The sequence below is a fragment of the Pseudogulbenkiania ferrooxidans 2002 genome, assembly GCF_000174355.1.
GTDB lineage: Bacteria > Pseudomonadota > Gammaproteobacteria > Burkholderiales > Chromobacteriaceae > Pseudogulbenkiania > Pseudogulbenkiania ferrooxidans.
The window spans coordinates 210900-227025 of the sequence record NZ_ACIS01000005.1 but is presented as its reverse complement, the minus strand read 5'-3'; the positions used below and the strand labels follow the sequence as shown (position 1 = coordinate 227025).

The 16126-nt window shown below is 60.2% G+C and carries 15 protein-coding genes; 11 read left to right on the top strand and 4 right to left on the bottom strand.

Annotated features, from left to right (window positions below; translation table 11 throughout):
* Positions 1 to 219: 219 nt before the first annotated feature.
* The 3 genes from pgaB to pgaD are packed head-to-tail and all read left to right on the top strand — an operon-like array spanning position 220 to position 3922.
* A complete protein-coding gene (gene pgaB, locus FURADRAFT_RS10305; RefSeq protein ID WP_008954085.1) occupies positions 220 to 2187 on the top strand; it encodes a poly-beta-1,6-N-acetyl-D-glucosamine N-deacetylase PgaB in 1968 nt (655 codons plus the stop codon).
* An 8-nt stretch (positions 2188 to 2195) separates the two neighbouring features.
* The gene (gene pgaC / locus FURADRAFT_RS10300) at positions 2196 to 3464 is read left to right on the top strand and encodes a poly-beta-1,6-N-acetyl-D-glucosamine synthase (RefSeq protein ID WP_008954084.1); all 1269 of its coding nucleotides are present in this window, start codon (positions 2196 to 2198) and stop codon (positions 3462 to 3464) included.
* Positions 3465 to 3487: 23 nt separating this feature from the next.
* Positions 3488 to 3922: a poly-beta-1,6-N-acetyl-D-glucosamine biosynthesis protein PgaD gene (gene pgaD / locus FURADRAFT_RS10295; protein ID WP_008954083.1), complete on the top strand. Its 435-nt coding sequence runs from the start codon at positions 3488 to 3490 to the stop codon at positions 3920 to 3922.
* Positions 3923 to 4165: 243 nt separating this feature from the next.
* Here the strand turns inward: pgaD and FURADRAFT_RS10290 are convergent, their stop codons facing one another.
* Entirely contained in the window at positions 4166 to 4957 is a 792-nt protein-coding gene (locus tag FURADRAFT_RS10290; RefSeq protein ID WP_040652720.1) for an outer membrane protein assembly factor BamD, read from the bottom strand.
* Here FURADRAFT_RS10290 and rluD point away from each other — a divergent pair.
* Positions 4956 to 6044, top strand: coding sequence for a 23S rRNA pseudouridine(1911/1915/1917) synthase RluD (rluD, locus tag FURADRAFT_RS10285; protein ID WP_008954081.1), 1089 nt, complete (start codon positions 4956 to 4958; stop codon positions 6042 to 6044). The genes FURADRAFT_RS10290 and rluD overlap by 2 nt on opposite strands.
* Complete coding sequence (gene pgeF, locus FURADRAFT_RS10280) at positions 6031 to 6774, top strand: peptidoglycan editing factor PgeF (protein ID WP_008954080.1); 744 nt, start codon at positions 6031 to 6033, stop codon at positions 6772 to 6774. Before rluD ends, pgeF begins: the two co-directional genes overlap by 14 nt.
* 46 nt (positions 6775 to 6820) lie before the next feature.
* Here the strand turns inward: pgeF and FURADRAFT_RS20550 are convergent, their stop codons facing one another.
* Positions 6821 to 7015: a hypothetical protein gene (locus FURADRAFT_RS20550; protein ID WP_150105049.1), complete on the bottom strand. Its 195-nt coding sequence runs from the start codon at positions 7013 to 7015 to the stop codon at positions 6821 to 6823.
* A gap of 159 nt (positions 7016 to 7174) precedes the next feature.
* Here FURADRAFT_RS20550 and FURADRAFT_RS10275 point away from each other — a divergent pair, with 159 nt between their 5' ends.
* The 4 genes from FURADRAFT_RS10275 (at position 7175) to FURADRAFT_RS20160 (ending at position 13256) form a co-directional block, all read left to right on the top strand.
* On the top strand, positions 7175 to 10024 hold the full coding sequence (locus FURADRAFT_RS10275) for a ribonucleoside-diphosphate reductase subunit alpha (protein ID WP_008954079.1): 2850 nt from the start codon (positions 7175 to 7177) through the stop codon (positions 10022 to 10024).
* A 321-nt stretch (positions 10025 to 10345) separates the two neighbouring features.
* Positions 10346 to 10921 (top strand): hypothetical protein, encoded by a 576-nt coding sequence (locus tag FURADRAFT_RS10270; protein ID WP_008954078.1) that lies wholly within the window; start codon positions 10346 to 10348, stop codon positions 10919 to 10921.
* A gap of 218 nt (positions 10922 to 11139) precedes the next feature.
* Positions 11140 to 12222, top strand: a complete 1083-nt coding sequence (locus FURADRAFT_RS10265) for a ribonucleotide-diphosphate reductase subunit beta (RefSeq protein WP_008954077.1) — start codon at positions 11140 to 11142, stop codon at positions 12220 to 12222.
* An 80-nt stretch (positions 12223 to 12302) separates the two neighbouring features.
* Entirely contained in the window at positions 12303 to 13256 is a 954-nt protein-coding gene (locus tag FURADRAFT_RS20160; RefSeq protein ID WP_008954076.1) for a RelA/SpoT domain protein, read from the top strand.
* Between the two features lie 166 nt (positions 13257 to 13422).
* Here the strand turns inward: FURADRAFT_RS20160 and FURADRAFT_RS10260 are convergent, their stop codons facing one another.
* Positions 13423 to 13734, bottom strand: a complete 312-nt coding sequence (locus FURADRAFT_RS10260) for a hypothetical protein (protein WP_150105048.1) — start codon at positions 13732 to 13734, stop codon at positions 13423 to 13425.
* A 195-nt stretch (positions 13735 to 13929) separates the two neighbouring features.
* Positions 13930 to 14370 carry a DUF2846 domain-containing protein gene (locus FURADRAFT_RS10255; protein WP_008954074.1) on the bottom strand — a complete coding sequence of 147 codons (441 nt, stop codon included), beginning with the start codon at positions 14368 to 14370 and terminating at the stop codon, positions 13930 to 13932.
* A 323-nt stretch (positions 14371 to 14693) separates the two neighbouring features.
* Between FURADRAFT_RS10255 and FURADRAFT_RS10250 the strand changes: the two genes are divergently transcribed.
* Both FURADRAFT_RS10250 and FURADRAFT_RS10245 read left to right on the top strand, forming a co-directional pair.
* The gene (locus FURADRAFT_RS10250) at positions 14694 to 15029 is read left to right on the top strand and encodes a hypothetical protein (RefSeq protein ID WP_008954073.1); all 336 of its coding nucleotides are present in this window, start codon (positions 14694 to 14696) and stop codon (positions 15027 to 15029) included.
* A 23-nt stretch (positions 15030 to 15052) separates the two neighbouring features.
* Positions 15053 to 16117: an RNA methyltransferase gene (locus tag FURADRAFT_RS10245; RefSeq protein WP_008954072.1), complete on the top strand. Its 1065-nt coding sequence runs from the start codon at positions 15053 to 15055 to the stop codon at positions 16115 to 16117.
* Positions 16118 to 16126: the final 9 nt, after the last annotated feature.

Sequence of the window (16126 nt, the reverse complement as noted above, 5' to 3'; positions counted from 1 at the left end):
GCCGATTACAGCAAGCTTAACGAAACCAGCTCGTCCCCTTTCCACCACAGCGCCTCTTTTGCACTGCACATAAACTCATTTTCCCGCTCGCAATCGCGCCCACTCCTGATAGAATGACGCGCCTCCCGGGACTCCCTCCGGGCCCCTGTCGCCTCTGGCACAGAGTTTAGCGGCACCGTTTACGCTGACCCGACTTAAACCGACATATAAAAACGACTGATGACCACTCGACTGATGCCCTTGCTGTGGGGATTCTTGCTGTGCCTGCTCAGTAGCGTTGGCCTGGCCGCCACGCCGGACAACAAGCTGACCATCCTTACCTATCACGAAATCGCCGACAAACAAGACGCTCTCGAGCCAGCCTTTGCCGTCGCGCCGACCAATTTCGTGCGCCAGATGGATTGGCTGAAGAACAATGGCTACCACTTCGTCAGCATGGACGACGTGCTGGCCGACCGCAGCGGCAAGAAGCCGCTGCCGGAAAAAGCCGTGTTGCTGACCTTCGACGACGGTTACCGCTCGATGTACGCCAATGCCTTCCCGGTTCTGAAGATGTTCAAGGCACCGGCCGTGGTCGCGCTCATCGGCAACTGGCTCGACACCAACGGCACCGTGCGATTCGAAGGCAAGCCCGTTCCGCGCAACGTCATGCTGATGTGGGACGACGTGCGCGCCATGACGCAAAGCGGCCTGGTGGAAATCGCCAATCACACCTACAACATGCACGAGGGCATTCTGGCCAACCCACAAGGCAATATGCAGCCGGCTGCCACGGCACGCCGCTACCTGCCCGAGCTCAAGCGCTACGAAGACGAAACCAGCTACCGCAAGCGTATCTACGCCGACCTGAAGCGCAATAGCGACCTGCTGCGCAAGCAGACCGGCAAGGCGCCGCGCATCATGATCTGGCCGTACGGCCGCTACAACAGCACGTCCAGCGACGTGGCCCGCCAGCTCGGCATGCCGATCGGCATGACGCTGGACGACGGTGCCAACAACGAACAAACGCCGCTGCACGCACTGCGTCGCGTCCTGATCGAGGGCAATATCACGCTCGACGCATTCCGCAAGGAACTTGCCATCCGCGAAGCCAACATCTCCGACAACGATCGTCCGGGCAAGATCATGCACGTCGATCTGGACTACATCTACGACCCGGATCCGGCGCAGCAGGAGCACAACCTGGGCCGCTTGCTCGACCGCATCGTCGCCATGGGCGTAAATACCGTCTACCTGCAAGCCTACGCCGACCCGGACGGCAACGGCGCCGCCGACGCGGTGTACTTCCCGAACCGCCACCTGCCGATGCGCGCCGATCTGTTCAACCGCGTCGCCTGGCAGATTCGTACTCGCACAAAGGTGAAACGCCTGTACGCCTGGATGCCGATGCTGGCCTTCGAACTGCCGAAAACCGAGCCTGCAGCGAACGACAAGGTCGTCACCCTTCCCAACAAGGCCAACCACCTCGTCATGGGCTATCCGCGCCTGTCGCCGTTCTCGCCGCGCGCGCGCCAGGTCATCCGAGATATCTACCAGGACCTCGCCCGTTCCACACCGTTCGAGGGCTTGCTGTTCCACGACGATGTCACGCTGTCCGATTATGAAGACGCCAGCCCGATGGCACTGAAGACTTACAAGGAATGGGGCCTGCCGACCTCGCTGGAAGACATCCGTGCCAACGACGATCTGCTGGGGCGCTGGACCATCCTCAAGATCAACACCCTCGACAATTTCGCCATGGAACTGGCCGACGTCGTGCGCCAGGAACAGCCGGGATTGAAGACGGCCCGCAATCTCTACGCCACCGTAGCGCTCAATCCGCGCTCCGAAGTGTGGTACTCGCAATCGCTCGACAACTCGCTCGCCAACTACGACTTCACCGCCATCATGGCTATGCCGTACATGGAAAACGCCGCCGATCCGATGGCTTTCCTGCACGAAATAGTCGATAAAGTGAAGGAGCACCCGGATGCCATGGACAAGGTGGTATTCGAACTGCAGGCCATCGACTGGCGTAGCAACAAACCGGTGCCGAGCCAGGAAATGGCAGACACCATCCGAACCCTGTATGGTTGGGGTGTACGCCATGTCGGTTACTACCCTGACAACCTGCATCGCGATCATCCGGATCCAGCCGTGCTCAAGCCGGTTCTGGACAGCAAGCCGAACGCACCGGACATCCACTAGGCAGACTGATGGTTATTGCATTACTGAAAACACTATGGCAGGGACTGCTGGGTTTCGTGTTCTACTACCCGCTGTTCATGTCCTATTTGTGGATGATCGGCGCCGCACTGTTTTACTGGCGCCATGAACGCAAGGACGGTCCGTACACCCAGCCCACCCCCTTGCCGGACACGCCGCCGGTCAGCATCCTTATCCCCTGTTTCAATGAGGGGGATAACGCAGAGGAAACCATCAGCCACGCCCTGGCGACCGACTATCCCGACTTCGAGGTGATCGCCATCAACGATGGCAGCAAGGACAACACCGCTGAAGTACTGGACCGCCTGGCCGCCAAATACGACCACCTGCGCGTGGTGCACCTGGCGCAGAACCAGGGCAAGGCCATGGCACTGCAGGCGGGCAGCCTGCTCGCCAAGAATGAAATCCTGATCTGCATCGACGGCGACGCCCTCCTCGACCGCAATGCTGCGCACTGGATGGTGCGCCATTTCGTGCAGGACCCGGAAGTCGCTGCCGTTACCGGCAACCCTCGCATTCGCAATCGTTCCACGCTACTGGGACGAGTACAGGTTGGCGAGTTCTCCTCCATCGTCGGCATGATCAAGCGCGCCCAACGCAGTTTCGGCCGTCTGTTCACCGTGTCCGGCGTGATCACGGCCTTCCGCAAGTCGGCCGTGCACCAGGTGGGCTACTGGAGCGCGGACATGCTGACCGAGGACATCGACATTACCTGGAAGCTGCAGCGGGACGGCTGGGACGTGCGCTTCGAGCCCAATGCCCTGGTGTGGATCCTGATGCCGGAAACACTGAAGGGCCTCTGGAAACAGCGCCTGCGCTGGGCCATGGGCGGCGCCCAGGTCCTGCTGAAGAACCTCGATGTCATTCGCCACCCGAGCCAGAACTATTTGTGGCCATTGATGCTCGAACTATGCCTGAGCCTGTTCTGGTCCTACGTGATGCTGCTTCTGGTGATCATCTGGGCCGCTGGTTTGTTGCTGCCGACCGGCTGGCTGCCCCATGTTGGATCACCGCTGATTCCTCAATGGAGCGGTGTGATCCTGGGGGCCACCTGTCTGTTGCAATTTGCCGTCAGTAAGTGGCTTGATAGCCACTACGACAGAGGGTTGGGACGCAACTACTACTGGATGATCTGGTATCCTTTGGTGTTCTGGATCATTAACATTGGTTCAACCATTGTTGCCTTCCCCAAGGTACTGCTGCGTGGTGAAGGTAAACGTGCCCGGTGGGTAAGCCCGGACCGCGGCATTCGCGCCTGATCGAATCGAAAAGAGGATTCTCCATGCCTGACAACCTGATAATCAACGCCCGTCATCACCTGCGCTGGCATCAGCGCTTGCTGTCCAATGCTTCCACCGCGGTGGCATGGGCAGGCTGGCTGTACCTGTGGCGCCCCATCGTCAATGGCGCCAACTGGCTCACCAGCTGGGGTGCCAGCTACCAGCAACTGCTGGCCAAGACGCTGAGCACCGGGTCGTCGGGTTCGCTGGAGAATTCGGTCGTGGCACTGCTGGGCACCTCCGGCACCCTGCTGCTGTGGTCGCAGCTGCCATCCCGCAAGCCGAAAGCCACTGCCCATCAGCAGGAAACGCTGGAAAGCTACGCCAACCACTTCGGCATGGGCGAGCAGCAGATTCTGGCCGGTCGCGCCGCCTCGGTCTGCGTGGTACACCACGATAGCCATGGCAAGATCATCGGCATCGAGCCGAAAGCCTAAGCCAGACGGCTGAAAATGAAATGGGTCGCTGATGCGACCCATTTTTTTGTCCAACCCAACTCGTTGCCCGCTACCGACAAACCTGCACCTGGCCCCTCGTTCAGGCTGCACCCGCCCGTAGCGCCCTGTTCTCAAAACCAGGCAGCATCGCCCACCCCGCCGGCTACGCCCGTCGCGCCATAGCACAAAGAAAACGGGCCGCTCTTGCGACCCGTCTTCTTCAACCGAAACGGCCGAACCGGATTATTTCCAGAACTTCCACCACGGCATTTCTTCCGTCTGCCAGCCTTTGGCGAGGTACTGGCTCTTGGGATAGTTGAGTTCCAGCACGCGCCGGGCATCGTCACGCAGTTGCGGCATGCCCAATTTGTCGTAGGCCGTTACGGTCAGCGCCAGGGCCTCTTCCAGATAACCGGTGTTGGCGTATTCTTTTACCACGTTCTGCGCACGGCCGGCTGCGGCGAGGTAAGCGCCACGCTTCATGTAATAGCGAGCCACGTGCATTTCGTGCCCACCCAGCGCCTTGATCAGCTTGTTCATCTTCTCGGCAGCGTCGGCCGAGTACTGGCTGTTGGGGAAGCGGCTGGTCAGCTCGCGGAACGCCAGAAACGCTTCGCGCGTCGCGCGCGGATCGCGCTCGCTCATGTCCTGGCCTGCCCACTTGGCCAGCAGACCGGAATCATCGTTGTAATACACCAGACCCTTCAGGTAGAGCACATAGTCGAGGTTAGGGTGTGTCGGGTGCAGCTTGATGAAACGGTCGGCCGCGGCAATGGCCAGTTCCGGCTCATTGTCCTTGTAATGGGTGTACGCCAGGTCCATTTCCGACTGCTGGGCATAACGTCCGTAAGGGAAACGGGCCTCTAGCGTTTCGTAGAGTTTGACAGCACGGGTATAATTACCGCTGTTCAACTCGTCCCTTGCCTCGGCGTAGAGTTTTTCAACGGTCCAACTGCGTGTTTCATCATACGGCTCATTGGAAGCACACCCGGCGAGGCTAAGCGCCACCAACATTGCTGCAACGTATCTTTTCATGACCGATCCTTACTTTGACTCCGAGGATTATAGCGATATCTCTGAAAACGAGGTATCCGCGACGCAACAGTTCGACGTTCCCCTGTCTCTGGCAGGCGAGCGGCTCGACGCGGCGCTGGCTAAACTCCTCCCGGATTACTCGCGTAGCCGCCTGACCCAGTGGGTCAAGGATGGTCACGTCTTGCTGGACGGCAAGCCTGCCGCCCCCAAAACCAAACTGCTGGGCGGCGAGCACATCGAGGTTGCCGTCCAGCAAACCGAAGAACAGCTCGCCTACCATCCGGAAGCGATTGAACTGCCCATCGTCTACGAAGACGATCACATCATCATCATCAACAAGCCTGCCGGCCTGGTGGTGCACCCGGCGGCCGGCAACTGGACCGGTACGCTGCTCAACGGTCTGCTGCATCACTGCCCTGCCCTGACCCACGTGCCGCGCGCCGGCATCGTGCACCGGCTCGACAAGGAAACCAGCGGCCTGATGGTGGTGGCCAAGACCATCCCGGCGCAGACCGAGCTGGTACGCCAGATGCAGGCGCGCAGCGTCAAACGCATCTACCGGGCTATCGCGGACGGCGTGGTGCCGTTCGACGGCAAGATCGAGACCCTGATCGGGCGCGATCCGCACAACCGCATGCGCATGGCCGTGGTGAAATTCGGCGGTAAGCAGGCGATCACCCACGTGCGCGTGCTGGCCACTTTCCCCAGTCACTCGTATATCGAGTGCCGTCTGGAAACCGGCCGCACGCACCAGATTCGCGTGCACATGCGCGAAGCACGCCACCCGCTGGCCGGCGACCCGCTCTACGGCAACCCGCGCCACACCATGCCGGACGAGATCGAAGAGGCCGTCAAGGCGCTGGGCCGCCAGGCGCTGCACGCCTACAGCCTGACCCTGACCCATCCCGCTACCGGCAAGGAGATGACCTGGAAGGCCAAGCTGCCGGATGACATGAAGCATCTGCTCGCGGTACTGGGCGGCGAAGGCCAGCCCCAGGAAATGGCCGAGCACGACAACCTCGACGAGGACGACGAGGACTGGGACGACGGAGACTACGATGTCGAGGTGCTCTATGTTCGCGACTAACCCCGACTGGCTGACGGCCGACTGGCCGGCACCGGCCAAGGTCAAGACCCTGATCACCACCCGCAAGGGCGGCGTCAGCGAAGCGCCCTATGACAGCTTCAACCTCGGCGCCCACGTCGGCGACCTGCCCGAGCATGTTTCCCTCAACCGCGAGACGCTGCGCCGCTTCGTGCCGGAGGAGCCGGCCTGGCTCAACCAGGTGCACGGCACGCGCGTGGTTAACGCCGCCGACGTCACCGAAACTCCGCCCGAGGCCGATGCCAGCGTGAGCCGCACCCCAGATGCGGTATGCGTGATCATGACCGCGGACTGCCTGCCGGTACTGCTTACCAGCCGTGACGGCAGCGTGGTCGGTGCCGCCCATGCCGGCTGGCGCGGGCTGTGCGACGGCGTGATCGAGGCCACGGTGAGCGCAATGAACGAGCAGGCGGCCAACCTCATGGCCTGGCTCGGCCCGGCCATCGGGCCGGATGCCTTCGAAGTCGGCGCCGAGGTACGTGCTGCCTTCATGGCGCACGATCCGGCCGCCGCCCAAGCCTTCACCGACATCGGCGAGGGCAAGTTCCTGGCCGACATCTACACGCTGGCACGACAGCGGCTGGCGGCACTCGGCATCAGCGAGGTTTACGGCGGCGACTTCTGCACCGTGATCGATCGCGAGCGCTTCTTCTCCTACCGCCGCGACCGCACCACCGGGCGCATGGCGAGCCTGATCTGGATCGAACCCTGAGCAGCGGGTTTGGCCACGACACGAACCGCCCACCGTGGCGGTTTTTTCATGCCTGCGGCGTAGCATCGCCGCCACACGCCATGCCCACACCATCTGGTGTTGTTTTGTTGCCAGCGAACCATTCCTTGTAATACGGGGCTTGTAGCCTGCCGCACCGCAATAGCGCGGCAAGCACCGAAAACGGGAAGTGGCCCGCAAAGCCAATAACCACGCGGATTTCCGTTTTCCAGCGCGCTGTCAAGACTTGTTCTGCCGCTCACTCACCACTAGAATTTGGGCCTGTTCCGCAGTAAAACAATATATATAGTGTTTGCCCACAGCTAACACACAGCTTTTCAACAGACTTGTCCACAGCGGTTTCGTCCCGCTGACAATCCACCACCCAAAGCAAGAGGGCCCCATGCAACTGACCACCTTTGAAGGGCAAACTGCCGCCGAGCTCGGCCGAGCCGCCGCACCGCAAGCCGACTTCAGCCAGTACAAGACCATCCGCCGCAATGGCGCCGTCGTACCGTTCGAACCGGTCAAGATTTCCATCGCCATGACCAAGGCCTTCCTGGCGATCATGGGGCACCAGGGCGCGACCTCCGCCAGCATCCGCGACAAGGTCGCCCAACTGACCGAGATGGTGGTGAGTGCGCTGATGCGCCGCAAGCCGGAAGGCGGCGCCATCCACATCGAAGACATCCAGGACCAGGTGGAGCTGTCGCTGATGCGCGCCGGCGAGCACGACGTGGCCCGCGCCTACGTGCTGTACCGTGAAGAGCGCTCGCGCGAGCGCGCCGCCCGTGGCGAAGCCCTGACCCAGATCACCATCAACGTGGTGCGCAAGAACGGCGCCAAGCTGCCGCTCGACATCGCCAAGCTGCGCGCCACCATCGAATCGGCCTGCGTGGGCCTGGCCGAAACCGACGTCGACGCCATCCTCACCGAAACGCTGAAGAACATCTACGACGGCGTCAGCGAAGAAGAAGTCAACAAGTCCGCCATCCTGGCCGCGCGCGCCATGATCGAGCAGGACCCGGCCTACGACTATGTCACCGCCCGCCTGCTGCTCAACAACATCCGCCTGGAAATCCTCGGCGAAGCCGTCAGCCAGGAAGAAATGGGCGAGTGCTACGTCAGCTACTTCCCGCAGGCCATCAAGAAGGGCATCGCCGCCGAACTCTTGGACGAGCGTCTGGGCGAGTACGACCTGAAAAAACTGGGCGCCGCACTCGACGCCAGCCGCGACCTGCAATTCGGCTACCTCGGCCTGCAGACCCTGTACGACCGCTACTTCCTGCACGTGAACGGCACCCGCATCGAGATGCCGCAGGCGTTCTACATGCGCGTCGCCATGGGTCTGGCTCTGAACGAGGTGGAGCGCGAAGCGCGCGCCATCGAGTTCTACAACGTGCTGTCGAGCTTCGACTTCATGTCGTCCACCCCGACGCTGTTCAACTCCGGCACGCGCCGCAGCCAGCTCTCCAGCTGCTACCTGACCACCATCGCGGACGACCTCGACGGCATCTACGAAGGCATCAAGGAAAACGCCCTGCTCTCCAAGTTTGCCGGCGGCCTGGGCAACGACTGGACCCCGGTGCGCGCCATGGGCTCGCACATCAAGGGCACCAACGGCAAGTCGCAAGGCGTGGTGCCGTTCCTGAAGGTGGTCAACGACACCGCCGTGGCGGTCAACCAAGGCGGCAAGCGCAAGGGCGCGGTATGCGCCTACCTGGAAACCTGGCACCTCGATATCGAGGAATTCGTCGAGCTGCGCAAGAACACCGGTGACGACCGCCGCCGCACCCACGACATGAACACCGCCAACTGGATTCCGGACCTGTTCATGAAGCGCGTGATGGACGGCGCCGAGTGGACGCTGCTGTCGCCGTCCGAGTGCCCGGACCTGCACGATCTGGTCGGCGCTGCCTTCGAGAAGCGCTACCAGGAATACGAAGCCATGGCCGCCCGCGGCGAGATCAAGGTGTCCAAGCGCATCCCGGCCCTGAGCCTGTGGCGCAAGATGCTGACCATGCTGTTTGAAACCGGCCACCCGTGGATCACCTTCAAGGATCCGTGCAACATCCGCAGCCCGCAAGGCCACATGGGCGTGGTTCACAGCTCCAACCTGTGCACCGAGATCACGCTCAACACCAACGACGACGAAATCGCCGTGTGCAACCTGGGCTCGGTCAACCTGGCCCGCCACATGCAGGCCGACGGCACGCTCGACGGCGCCAAGCTGCAGCGCACCATCCGCATCGCCATGCGCATGCTGGACAACGTCATCGACATCAACTTCTACCCGGTGAAGAAGGCGCGCAACTCCAACCTGAAGCACCGTCCGGTCGGCATGGGCATCATGGGCTTCCAGGACTGCCTGCACATGAAGCGCATTCCGTACGCCTCGCAGGAAGCGGTCGAGTTCGCCGATGAATCGATGGAACTGGTGGCGTACCACGCCTACTGGGCGTCGAGCGAACTGGCCCAGGAACGCGGCCGTTACCCGTCGTACAAGGGCAGCCTGTGGGATCGCGGCGTGCTGCCGCACGACAGCATCAACCTGCTGGCGGCCGAACGCGGCGGCTACCTCGACGTGGACCGCACCGAGCGCCTGGACTGGAACAAGCTGCGCGAGCGCATCAAGGAACACGGCATGCGCAACTCGAACTGCCTGGCCATCGCCCCGACCGCGACCATCGCCAACATCATCGGCGTGTCCGCCTCGATCGAGCCGACCTACCAGAACCTGTTCGTGAAATCCAACCTGTCGGGCGAATTCACCGTCACCAACGAACACCTGGTGCGCGACCTGAAGAAGCTCGGCCTGTGGGACGAAGTGATGGTCTCTGACCTGAAATACTTCGACGGCAGCCTGGGCCGCATCGACCGCATCCCGGCCGAGCTCAAGGCGATCTACGCCACCGCCTTCGAGATGGACCCGAAATGGCTGGTGGACGCCGCCAGCCGCCGCCAGAAGTGGATCGACCAGGCGCAGTCGCTGAACCTCTACATGGCTGGCGCCTCGGGCAAGAAGCTGGACGAGCTGTACAAGTACGCCTGGGTACGCGGCCTGAAGACCACCTACTACCTGCGCACCCTGGCGGCCACCAGCGCCGAGAAGTCGACCGGTCGCGGCGGCGAGCTGAACGCGGTATCGGCCACCACCCCGGCCGTGAGCGCCGCGCCGGAAGTGGACAACACCCCGGCCACCGACGCCAAGTTCTGCTCGATCGACAACCCCGACTGCGAGGCTTGCCAATAAGGCAAGCGGAACCATCGGCGGTTGATGCGAAGCAACAACCCGGATGCGATGCACCGCCTTGCGCGGTGAATCGCCAGGCCCGCAGAACATGCGAGGCTTGCCAATAATGTAGAAGTGGAGCGGAAGCCCCTGACCGAGCAAGGCAAGCGTAGCGTTGCGAAGGAATGGAGCGTTCCGCCAAGGTTGGCCGAAGCGAAGCCCGCTTCGGCCAACCCCTCATCCCCAAGCCGGTTCCCCGAGCCGGCTTCAGGATGAGCCGAACCCGGTAGCCGTCCGGCCAGTCAAAACCCCATGCGACCTCACGTCGCCGAGGAGATTGTCATGCGCCGTTTACTGCTGCTGTGTGTCATCGTCCTGCTCGCCGGCTGCACCACCATGGCCGACCAATTGCACGGCTCGCTGAAGCCGCCGCCGGGCCAGGGTTACGCGATCTTTTCGATGACGGTGCGCACCTTCACGCCGGACAGCGCCAGCGCCAACCTCAACTGGCGCGGTCTGGACAACAGCCGGCACGGCACGGTCTGGGCCAGCTTCAACACCGACACCGTGTTCGGCGAAGAAGGCATGAGCCCGGCGGAAGGCAAGCTGCAACTGGTGGCGCTGCCGCCGGGGCGCTACGAACTGCAGGACGCCTGGGGCCAGTGGAGCGACGACGACTTGTGGTGGTCTTCTTACCACCGCGTCACACACTTTGCGCTGAACAAGCCGTTCGACATCCGCGAGGGCGAAACGGTCTACCTCGGCGAAGTGTGGTTCGACCTCAACTACCGTCCCGAAGTGGAACTGCGCGATGCGCAGCGCCGCGACTTCGGCCACATGCGCCGAGTGTGGAAGGTGAACGACTTGTCGTCGATCGCGATCCGCCCGCTCACCGGCCGGGTGAACGGCGGCTACTGAAACGGACCGACAGGCAAGCGCCGGCCGCAAGACGGGCGAAACACCGCGTCGCCGGTCGACCGGGCGGCAATCGGCAGGGCCCGCCCCCTGCCCCATTCTCAAGCCGGCTCCGCCGAGCCGGTTTCGGAATGGCATTGAAACATCGGGCTTCGGCCAACCTTTGAAGGTTGGCCGAAGCCCATCGAAACACTTTAGAAAGAATAACCAGGAGTATCCGCATGCTGAGCTTTGAAGACCCGATCACCCCCGTTACCGCCGCCAACAACTCGATGGACGCCCACGGCACCGGCCGCGTCAACGCCAGCGACAAGCGCGTCATCAACGGCCAGACCGACGTCAACCAGCTCGTCCCGTTCAAGTACAAGTGGGCTTGGGAAAAATACCTGGCGCAGTGCGCCAACCACTGGATGCCGCAAGAAGTGAACATGCAGCGCGACATCGAACAGTGGAAAACCGGCCAGCTTTCCGAAGACGAAATGCGCCTCGTCAAGCGCAACCTCGGCTTCTTCGTCACCGCCGACAGCCTCGCCGCCAACAACATCGTGCTCGGCACCTACCGCCAGATCACCGCGCCGGAATGCCGTCAGTTCCTGCTGCGCCAGGCCTTCGACGAAGCCATCCACACCCACGCCTACCAGTACATCGTCGAATCGCTCGGCCTCGACGAAGGCGAAGTGTTCAATGCCTACCACGAGATCAAATCCATCCGTGACAAGGACGAGTTCCTGATCCCGTTCATCGACACCCTGTGCAACCCGGAATTCAAGACCGGCACCACCGAAACCGACCAGCAGCTGCTCAAGTCGCTGATCGTGTTCGCCTGCATCATGGAAGGCCTGTTCTTCTATGTCGGCTTCGTGCAGATCCTGGCGCTGGGCCGCCAGAACAAGATGACCGGCGCCGCCGAGCAGTACCAGTACATCCTGCGCGACGAGTCCATGCACTGCAATTTCGGCATCGACCTGATCAACACCGTGAAGCAGGAAAACCCGCAGCTCTGGACCGAAGAATTCAAGGCCGAGATCACCGGCCTGTTCAAGCACGCGGTGGAACTGGAATACGCCTACGCCGAAGACACCATGCCGCGCGGCGTGCTGGGCCTCAACGCCGCCATGTTCAAGGAATACCTGCGCTTCATCGCCAACCGCCGCATGCAGCAGATCGGCCTGGAGCCGATGTTCCCGGGCGTGACCAACCCGTTCCCGTGGATGTCCGAGATGATCGACTTGAAGAAAGAGAAGAATTTTTTTGAGACGAGAGTTACGGAGTATCAGACCGGCGGGGCACTGAGCTGGGATTGATTTTTTGACAAAATTGGGCAGGAAACTGCCCTCTTTTTTCATTGCGAATAATGTCATATAGATAACTTATTTGGATTTTTATGGATACCAAATATAGACTACCGAAAGAGCAACTGGACGCCGCACAAATTACGGAAGAATGCCTCCAAGAAATACAAGAGCACTACCGCCTCAATCGAGAGGCTTTTGAAGTAACTGGCAACCTAGTAGTCTCCACAATTAGAAATTGTAGACATGTCCACTCGCTAAAATACAGAATAAAAAGCGAAGCCAGTTTGATAGAAAAGATATTCAGAAAGTCATCCAACGCCGAATGGCGTGAAAAAAACGGCCCAATCACCGCAAGAAACTACCAAGAAAAAATTACGGATATCATTGGCGTTAGAGCAATACATCTATTCAAGAATGACTGGCAAGGAATTGATGATTTTGTCAAAAACAAATGGTCAATTAAAGAAGGACCAGTGGCAAAAATTCGCGACGGCGATGATCAGAATTTATATCAAGAGAGAGAATGCACTATTGAACCACACCGTGCAGGGTACAGATCCGTTCATTACATAATTGAGAGCAAGCCTTTTTTAGATTTACATTACGTTGAAATACAAGCACGAACAATCTTTGAGGAAGGCTGGAGCGAAATTGACCATAAGATAAGATACAAACAGAGCCCCCCTGACGTGATTGAAGAATATTTACTTTTATTCAACAGGACAGCAGGCCAAGCTGACGAGATGGGATCCCACATACAAAGACTCAATCTCGCCCTCATTGAGCACAGCACAAAGCATGTAGAACAGCAGGAAAAAATTCAAAACCTCCTCGATAGAGTCAATTTACTTAGCGGCGACGCACAAACAAAGGATCAGCTAATATCAGAATTAAAGCTCCAACTTGATCACAAAATCATACAGCAATCGCTACTGGAAAATAATTTCACGAACAATCATTTAGAACAAATCAACATTCATGAGGAATATTTACGCGCCAAAGCAAAATTGCAAAGATCAAATTACTGGACCAAGAGAAAATAAAGACACTCCAGCTCTATTTAAAAACTTACCCTCAAACAATGAAAGCATTAAACATAAAAAAGAGCCGCATTGCGGCTCTTTTTTGGCTCATACCCACACCAGTACCACGTAAATTTGTTGCGGCTCACAAAAAACCATACGCTTAAGAATGGTGTCAAGGCTGTTGCTAACCCACCTTCAAGCGGTAATGCTCCATTTGATTTTGAACTAGCCCCTCTAGGCTGCCGTTCATTTCACCAAGTGCCAACCAGATATTAACTGCATCGACGATTTGCACCTGAAAATACAAATCGCCAATCACTTCAAACATCTTGCCACCAGGAAACTCAACCGCCAGGAATCCCTGAGCAGCTCTCTCCGCATCAACAGGCGCAAAAACTCTAGCCCCCGTTCTAGTGTCGAGGCACTCGACCGGCCCAGCCGGCATAAATTGTGGTAGCTTTTTCAGATAGTCGACGATTGATTGGGAACGGCTCATGAGGTACCTCACCTTGTGGTCTTTAACTAATTTATCGTAATGTACCATCCACACACTTGCACAACGAATCAGCTCCACCTCACAGCAAAGCAGAATGATTCTGGATGAAATGAAGCCCAACGAGTCGGGGTTCTAGGCACGACAATCAGATAAAAAGCCCAGCGTTGCCGGGCCTGTTCATTTCTGTGACCTACCTTATTTAGCCAGCTTGGTTTCCAGCACGTTCTTCTTGCCTTCCTCGTCGCTCACCAGCTTCAGGTTGGCGCCGCCCACGAACACACCCATGCGGATGTATTGCTCGATGAAGTAGTTCTGACCGCCATTGGTAATCAGGTCGAGGCTGTTGTCGCTGAATTCGGACTCGGTGCTGACGGTTTGTTTGCCGGGAGCCACCTGACGGTAGAAATAGACTTTGTTGGCGGTTTCGCCGAGGCGTTCGCCGTTGAGGTGCAGGTCTTTCTTCAGCGCCTGGCCAACAAAGCTGTTGCGGTAGATATAGATGCCCGACTTGTCGGCGGGCGGTGCCGCAAAGGTCTTGAGCTGGGCATCGGCTTTCGGGTCACCCATCGGGACCGAAGCGCAGCCGGTAAACAGTACGGAAGCGGCCAGCAGGCCGGCAAGCAAGCTTTTCTTCATGAGGTTTCTCTTGTGTAGGGCCAGTTTTCCCCAGCTACGGCTGGGCTGGCATGCGGCATTGCCATTGTCATGATGGGTGGCGACGAAATTGTATGGGAATACGCCGGAAATGGATATAACTCCAATGGCATTTTCGGCAGGCGAACAGTGTGAGAGCCGCCCTGGTTGCCGCTGCGGCATTGCCGATGCCCCGGTTTCCCTGCCTCTTGATTTCACGCCGATGCGGGCTCCTGTGGGGCCGTCGATTCGGCCGGGCTGCAAAACCGGGCTGGCCCGTGTCGTGCTATAGTGTCGCCCCACCCCCGTCACCCACGATTTGCCCGATGAACGCTCTCCCCCGCCTGGCCTGCTGGCTGCTGCCAGCCTTGCTGTGCGCCTGCCAGCAGGAGCCGCTGCACGGCCGTTTTCATTGCCCGGATCAAACGCAGTTCAGCTACAACCGCCAGACGCAGACGGTGGAGCTGAGCCGGGCCGGCACCCGCTACCAGGGTTTCATGGACGAGAAGCGGCAGATGGTGTGGCCGAAGAACGAGGGCGATCGCAGCCTGCCGGATACCTTCGCGCTGTCGCGCAAGGTGGCCGGGCAGCTGATGCTGTACGGCGGGTTTGCCGGCAAGGGGCTGACCTGCCAGAGCGATGGCGGCAAGGCCGCGCCGTAAGCACCACGATTTAGAAGCTTTCCATGCGTATTCAGGATCTCCAGCACTCTCTCGCCGCGATCGGCGCCCTTCCCTGCCACATCGGGCGCATCCAACGCGCCTGGCTCAAGGGGCAGCCGCTGGATGCCGGCACCCGTCGCCAGAAGAGCGAGGATTATTTTCCGCTCTCGGTGCGCAACGGCTTGCCGCCGATAGCGGCACAGGTGGAGGGGCTGGCGCGCATCCAGTCGCAGCACCCGGCAGCGGACGGGTCGTTGCGGCTGCTGGTTCAGCTTAACGACGGCCAGATGGTGGAGAGCGTACTGTTGCCGCGCGACGGGCTGTGCGTGTCGAGCCAGGTGGGCTGCGCGGTGGGCTGTACCTTCTGCATGACCGGCAAGAGCGGCCTGCTGCGTCAGCTCGGCAGCGCCGAGATTGCGGCGCAGGTGGCGCTGGCGCGGCGCATTCGGCCGGTGAAGAAGGTGGTGTTCATGGGCATGGGCGAGCCGGCGCACAACCTGGACAACGTGCTCGACGCCATCGACCTGCTGGGCAGCGACGGCCATATCGGCCACAAGAACCTGGTGCTGTCCACGGTGGGCGATCCGCGCGTGTTCGAGCGGCTGCCGCAGCAGCACGTCAAGCCGGCGCTGGCCTTGTCGCTGCACACCACCCGCGCCGAGCTGCGCGCCCAGTTGCTGCCGCGCGCGCCGCGCTACGACCCGGCCGAGCTGGTGGCGCTGGGCGAGGACTACGCCCGCCGCGTGGGCTACCCGATCCAGTACCAGTGGACGTTGCTGGCCGGTGTCAACGATACGCAGGAAGAAATGGACGCCGCGGTGCGGCTGCTGAAGGGCAAGTACGGCGTGCTGAACATCATTCCGTACAACAGCGTGGAGGGCGACCACTATCAGCGCCCGTCCGCCGAGCGCATCCACCTGATGAAGCGCTACCTGCACGACCACGGCGTGCTGACCAAGGTGCGCGATTCCGCCGGGCAGGATATCGACGGCGGCTGCGGGCAACTGCGCGCGCGCGCCGCGGAGCTGATCGACCACAGCCGTTTGTTGCGGCGGACGAACGCGACGAAGGCAACCCCGCAAGCGTGAGCGTTACTG

Coding starts and splice junctions, on each gene's coding strand:
- pgaB (WP_008954085.1), top strand. CDS start 220: ATGACCACTCGACTGATGCCCTTGCTGTGGGGATTCTTGCTGTGCCTG.
- pgaC (WP_008954084.1), top strand. CDS start 2,196: ATGGTTATTGCATTACTGAAAACACTATGGCAGGGACTGCTGGGTTTC.
- pgaD (WP_008954083.1), top strand. CDS start 3,488: ATGCCTGACAACCTGATAATCAACGCCCGTCATCACCTGCGCTGGCAT.
- rluD (WP_008954081.1), top strand. CDS start 4,956: ATGACCGATCCTTACTTTGACTCCGAGGATTATAGCGATATCTCTGAA.
- FURADRAFT_RS10290 (WP_040652720.1), bottom strand. CDS start 4,957: ATGAAAAGATACGTTGCAGCAATGTTGGTGGCGCTTAGCCTCGCCGGG.
- pgeF (WP_008954080.1), top strand. CDS start 6,031: ATGTTCGCGACTAACCCCGACTGGCTGACGGCCGACTGGCCGGCACCG.
- FURADRAFT_RS10275 (WP_008954079.1), top strand. CDS start 7,175: ATGCAACTGACCACCTTTGAAGGGCAAACTGCCGCCGAGCTCGGCCGA.
- FURADRAFT_RS10270 (WP_008954078.1), top strand. CDS start 10,346: ATGCGCCGTTTACTGCTGCTGTGTGTCATCGTCCTGCTCGCCGGCTGC.
- FURADRAFT_RS10265 (WP_008954077.1), top strand. CDS start 11,140: ATGCTGAGCTTTGAAGACCCGATCACCCCCGTTACCGCCGCCAACAAC.
- FURADRAFT_RS20160 (WP_008954076.1), top strand. CDS start 12,303: ATGGATACCAAATATAGACTACCGAAAGAGCAACTGGACGCCGCACAA.
- FURADRAFT_RS10260 (WP_150105048.1), bottom strand. CDS start 13,734: ATGAGCCGTTCCCAATCAATCGTCGACTATCTGAAAAAGCTACCACAA.
- FURADRAFT_RS10255 (WP_008954074.1), bottom strand. CDS start 14,370: ATGAAGAAAAGCTTGCTTGCCGGCCTGCTGGCCGCTTCCGTACTGTTT.
- FURADRAFT_RS10250 (WP_008954073.1), top strand. CDS start 14,694: ATGAACGCTCTCCCCCGCCTGGCCTGCTGGCTGCTGCCAGCCTTGCTG.
- FURADRAFT_RS10245 (WP_008954072.1), top strand. CDS start 15,053: ATGCGTATTCAGGATCTCCAGCACTCTCTCGCCGCGATCGGCGCCCTT.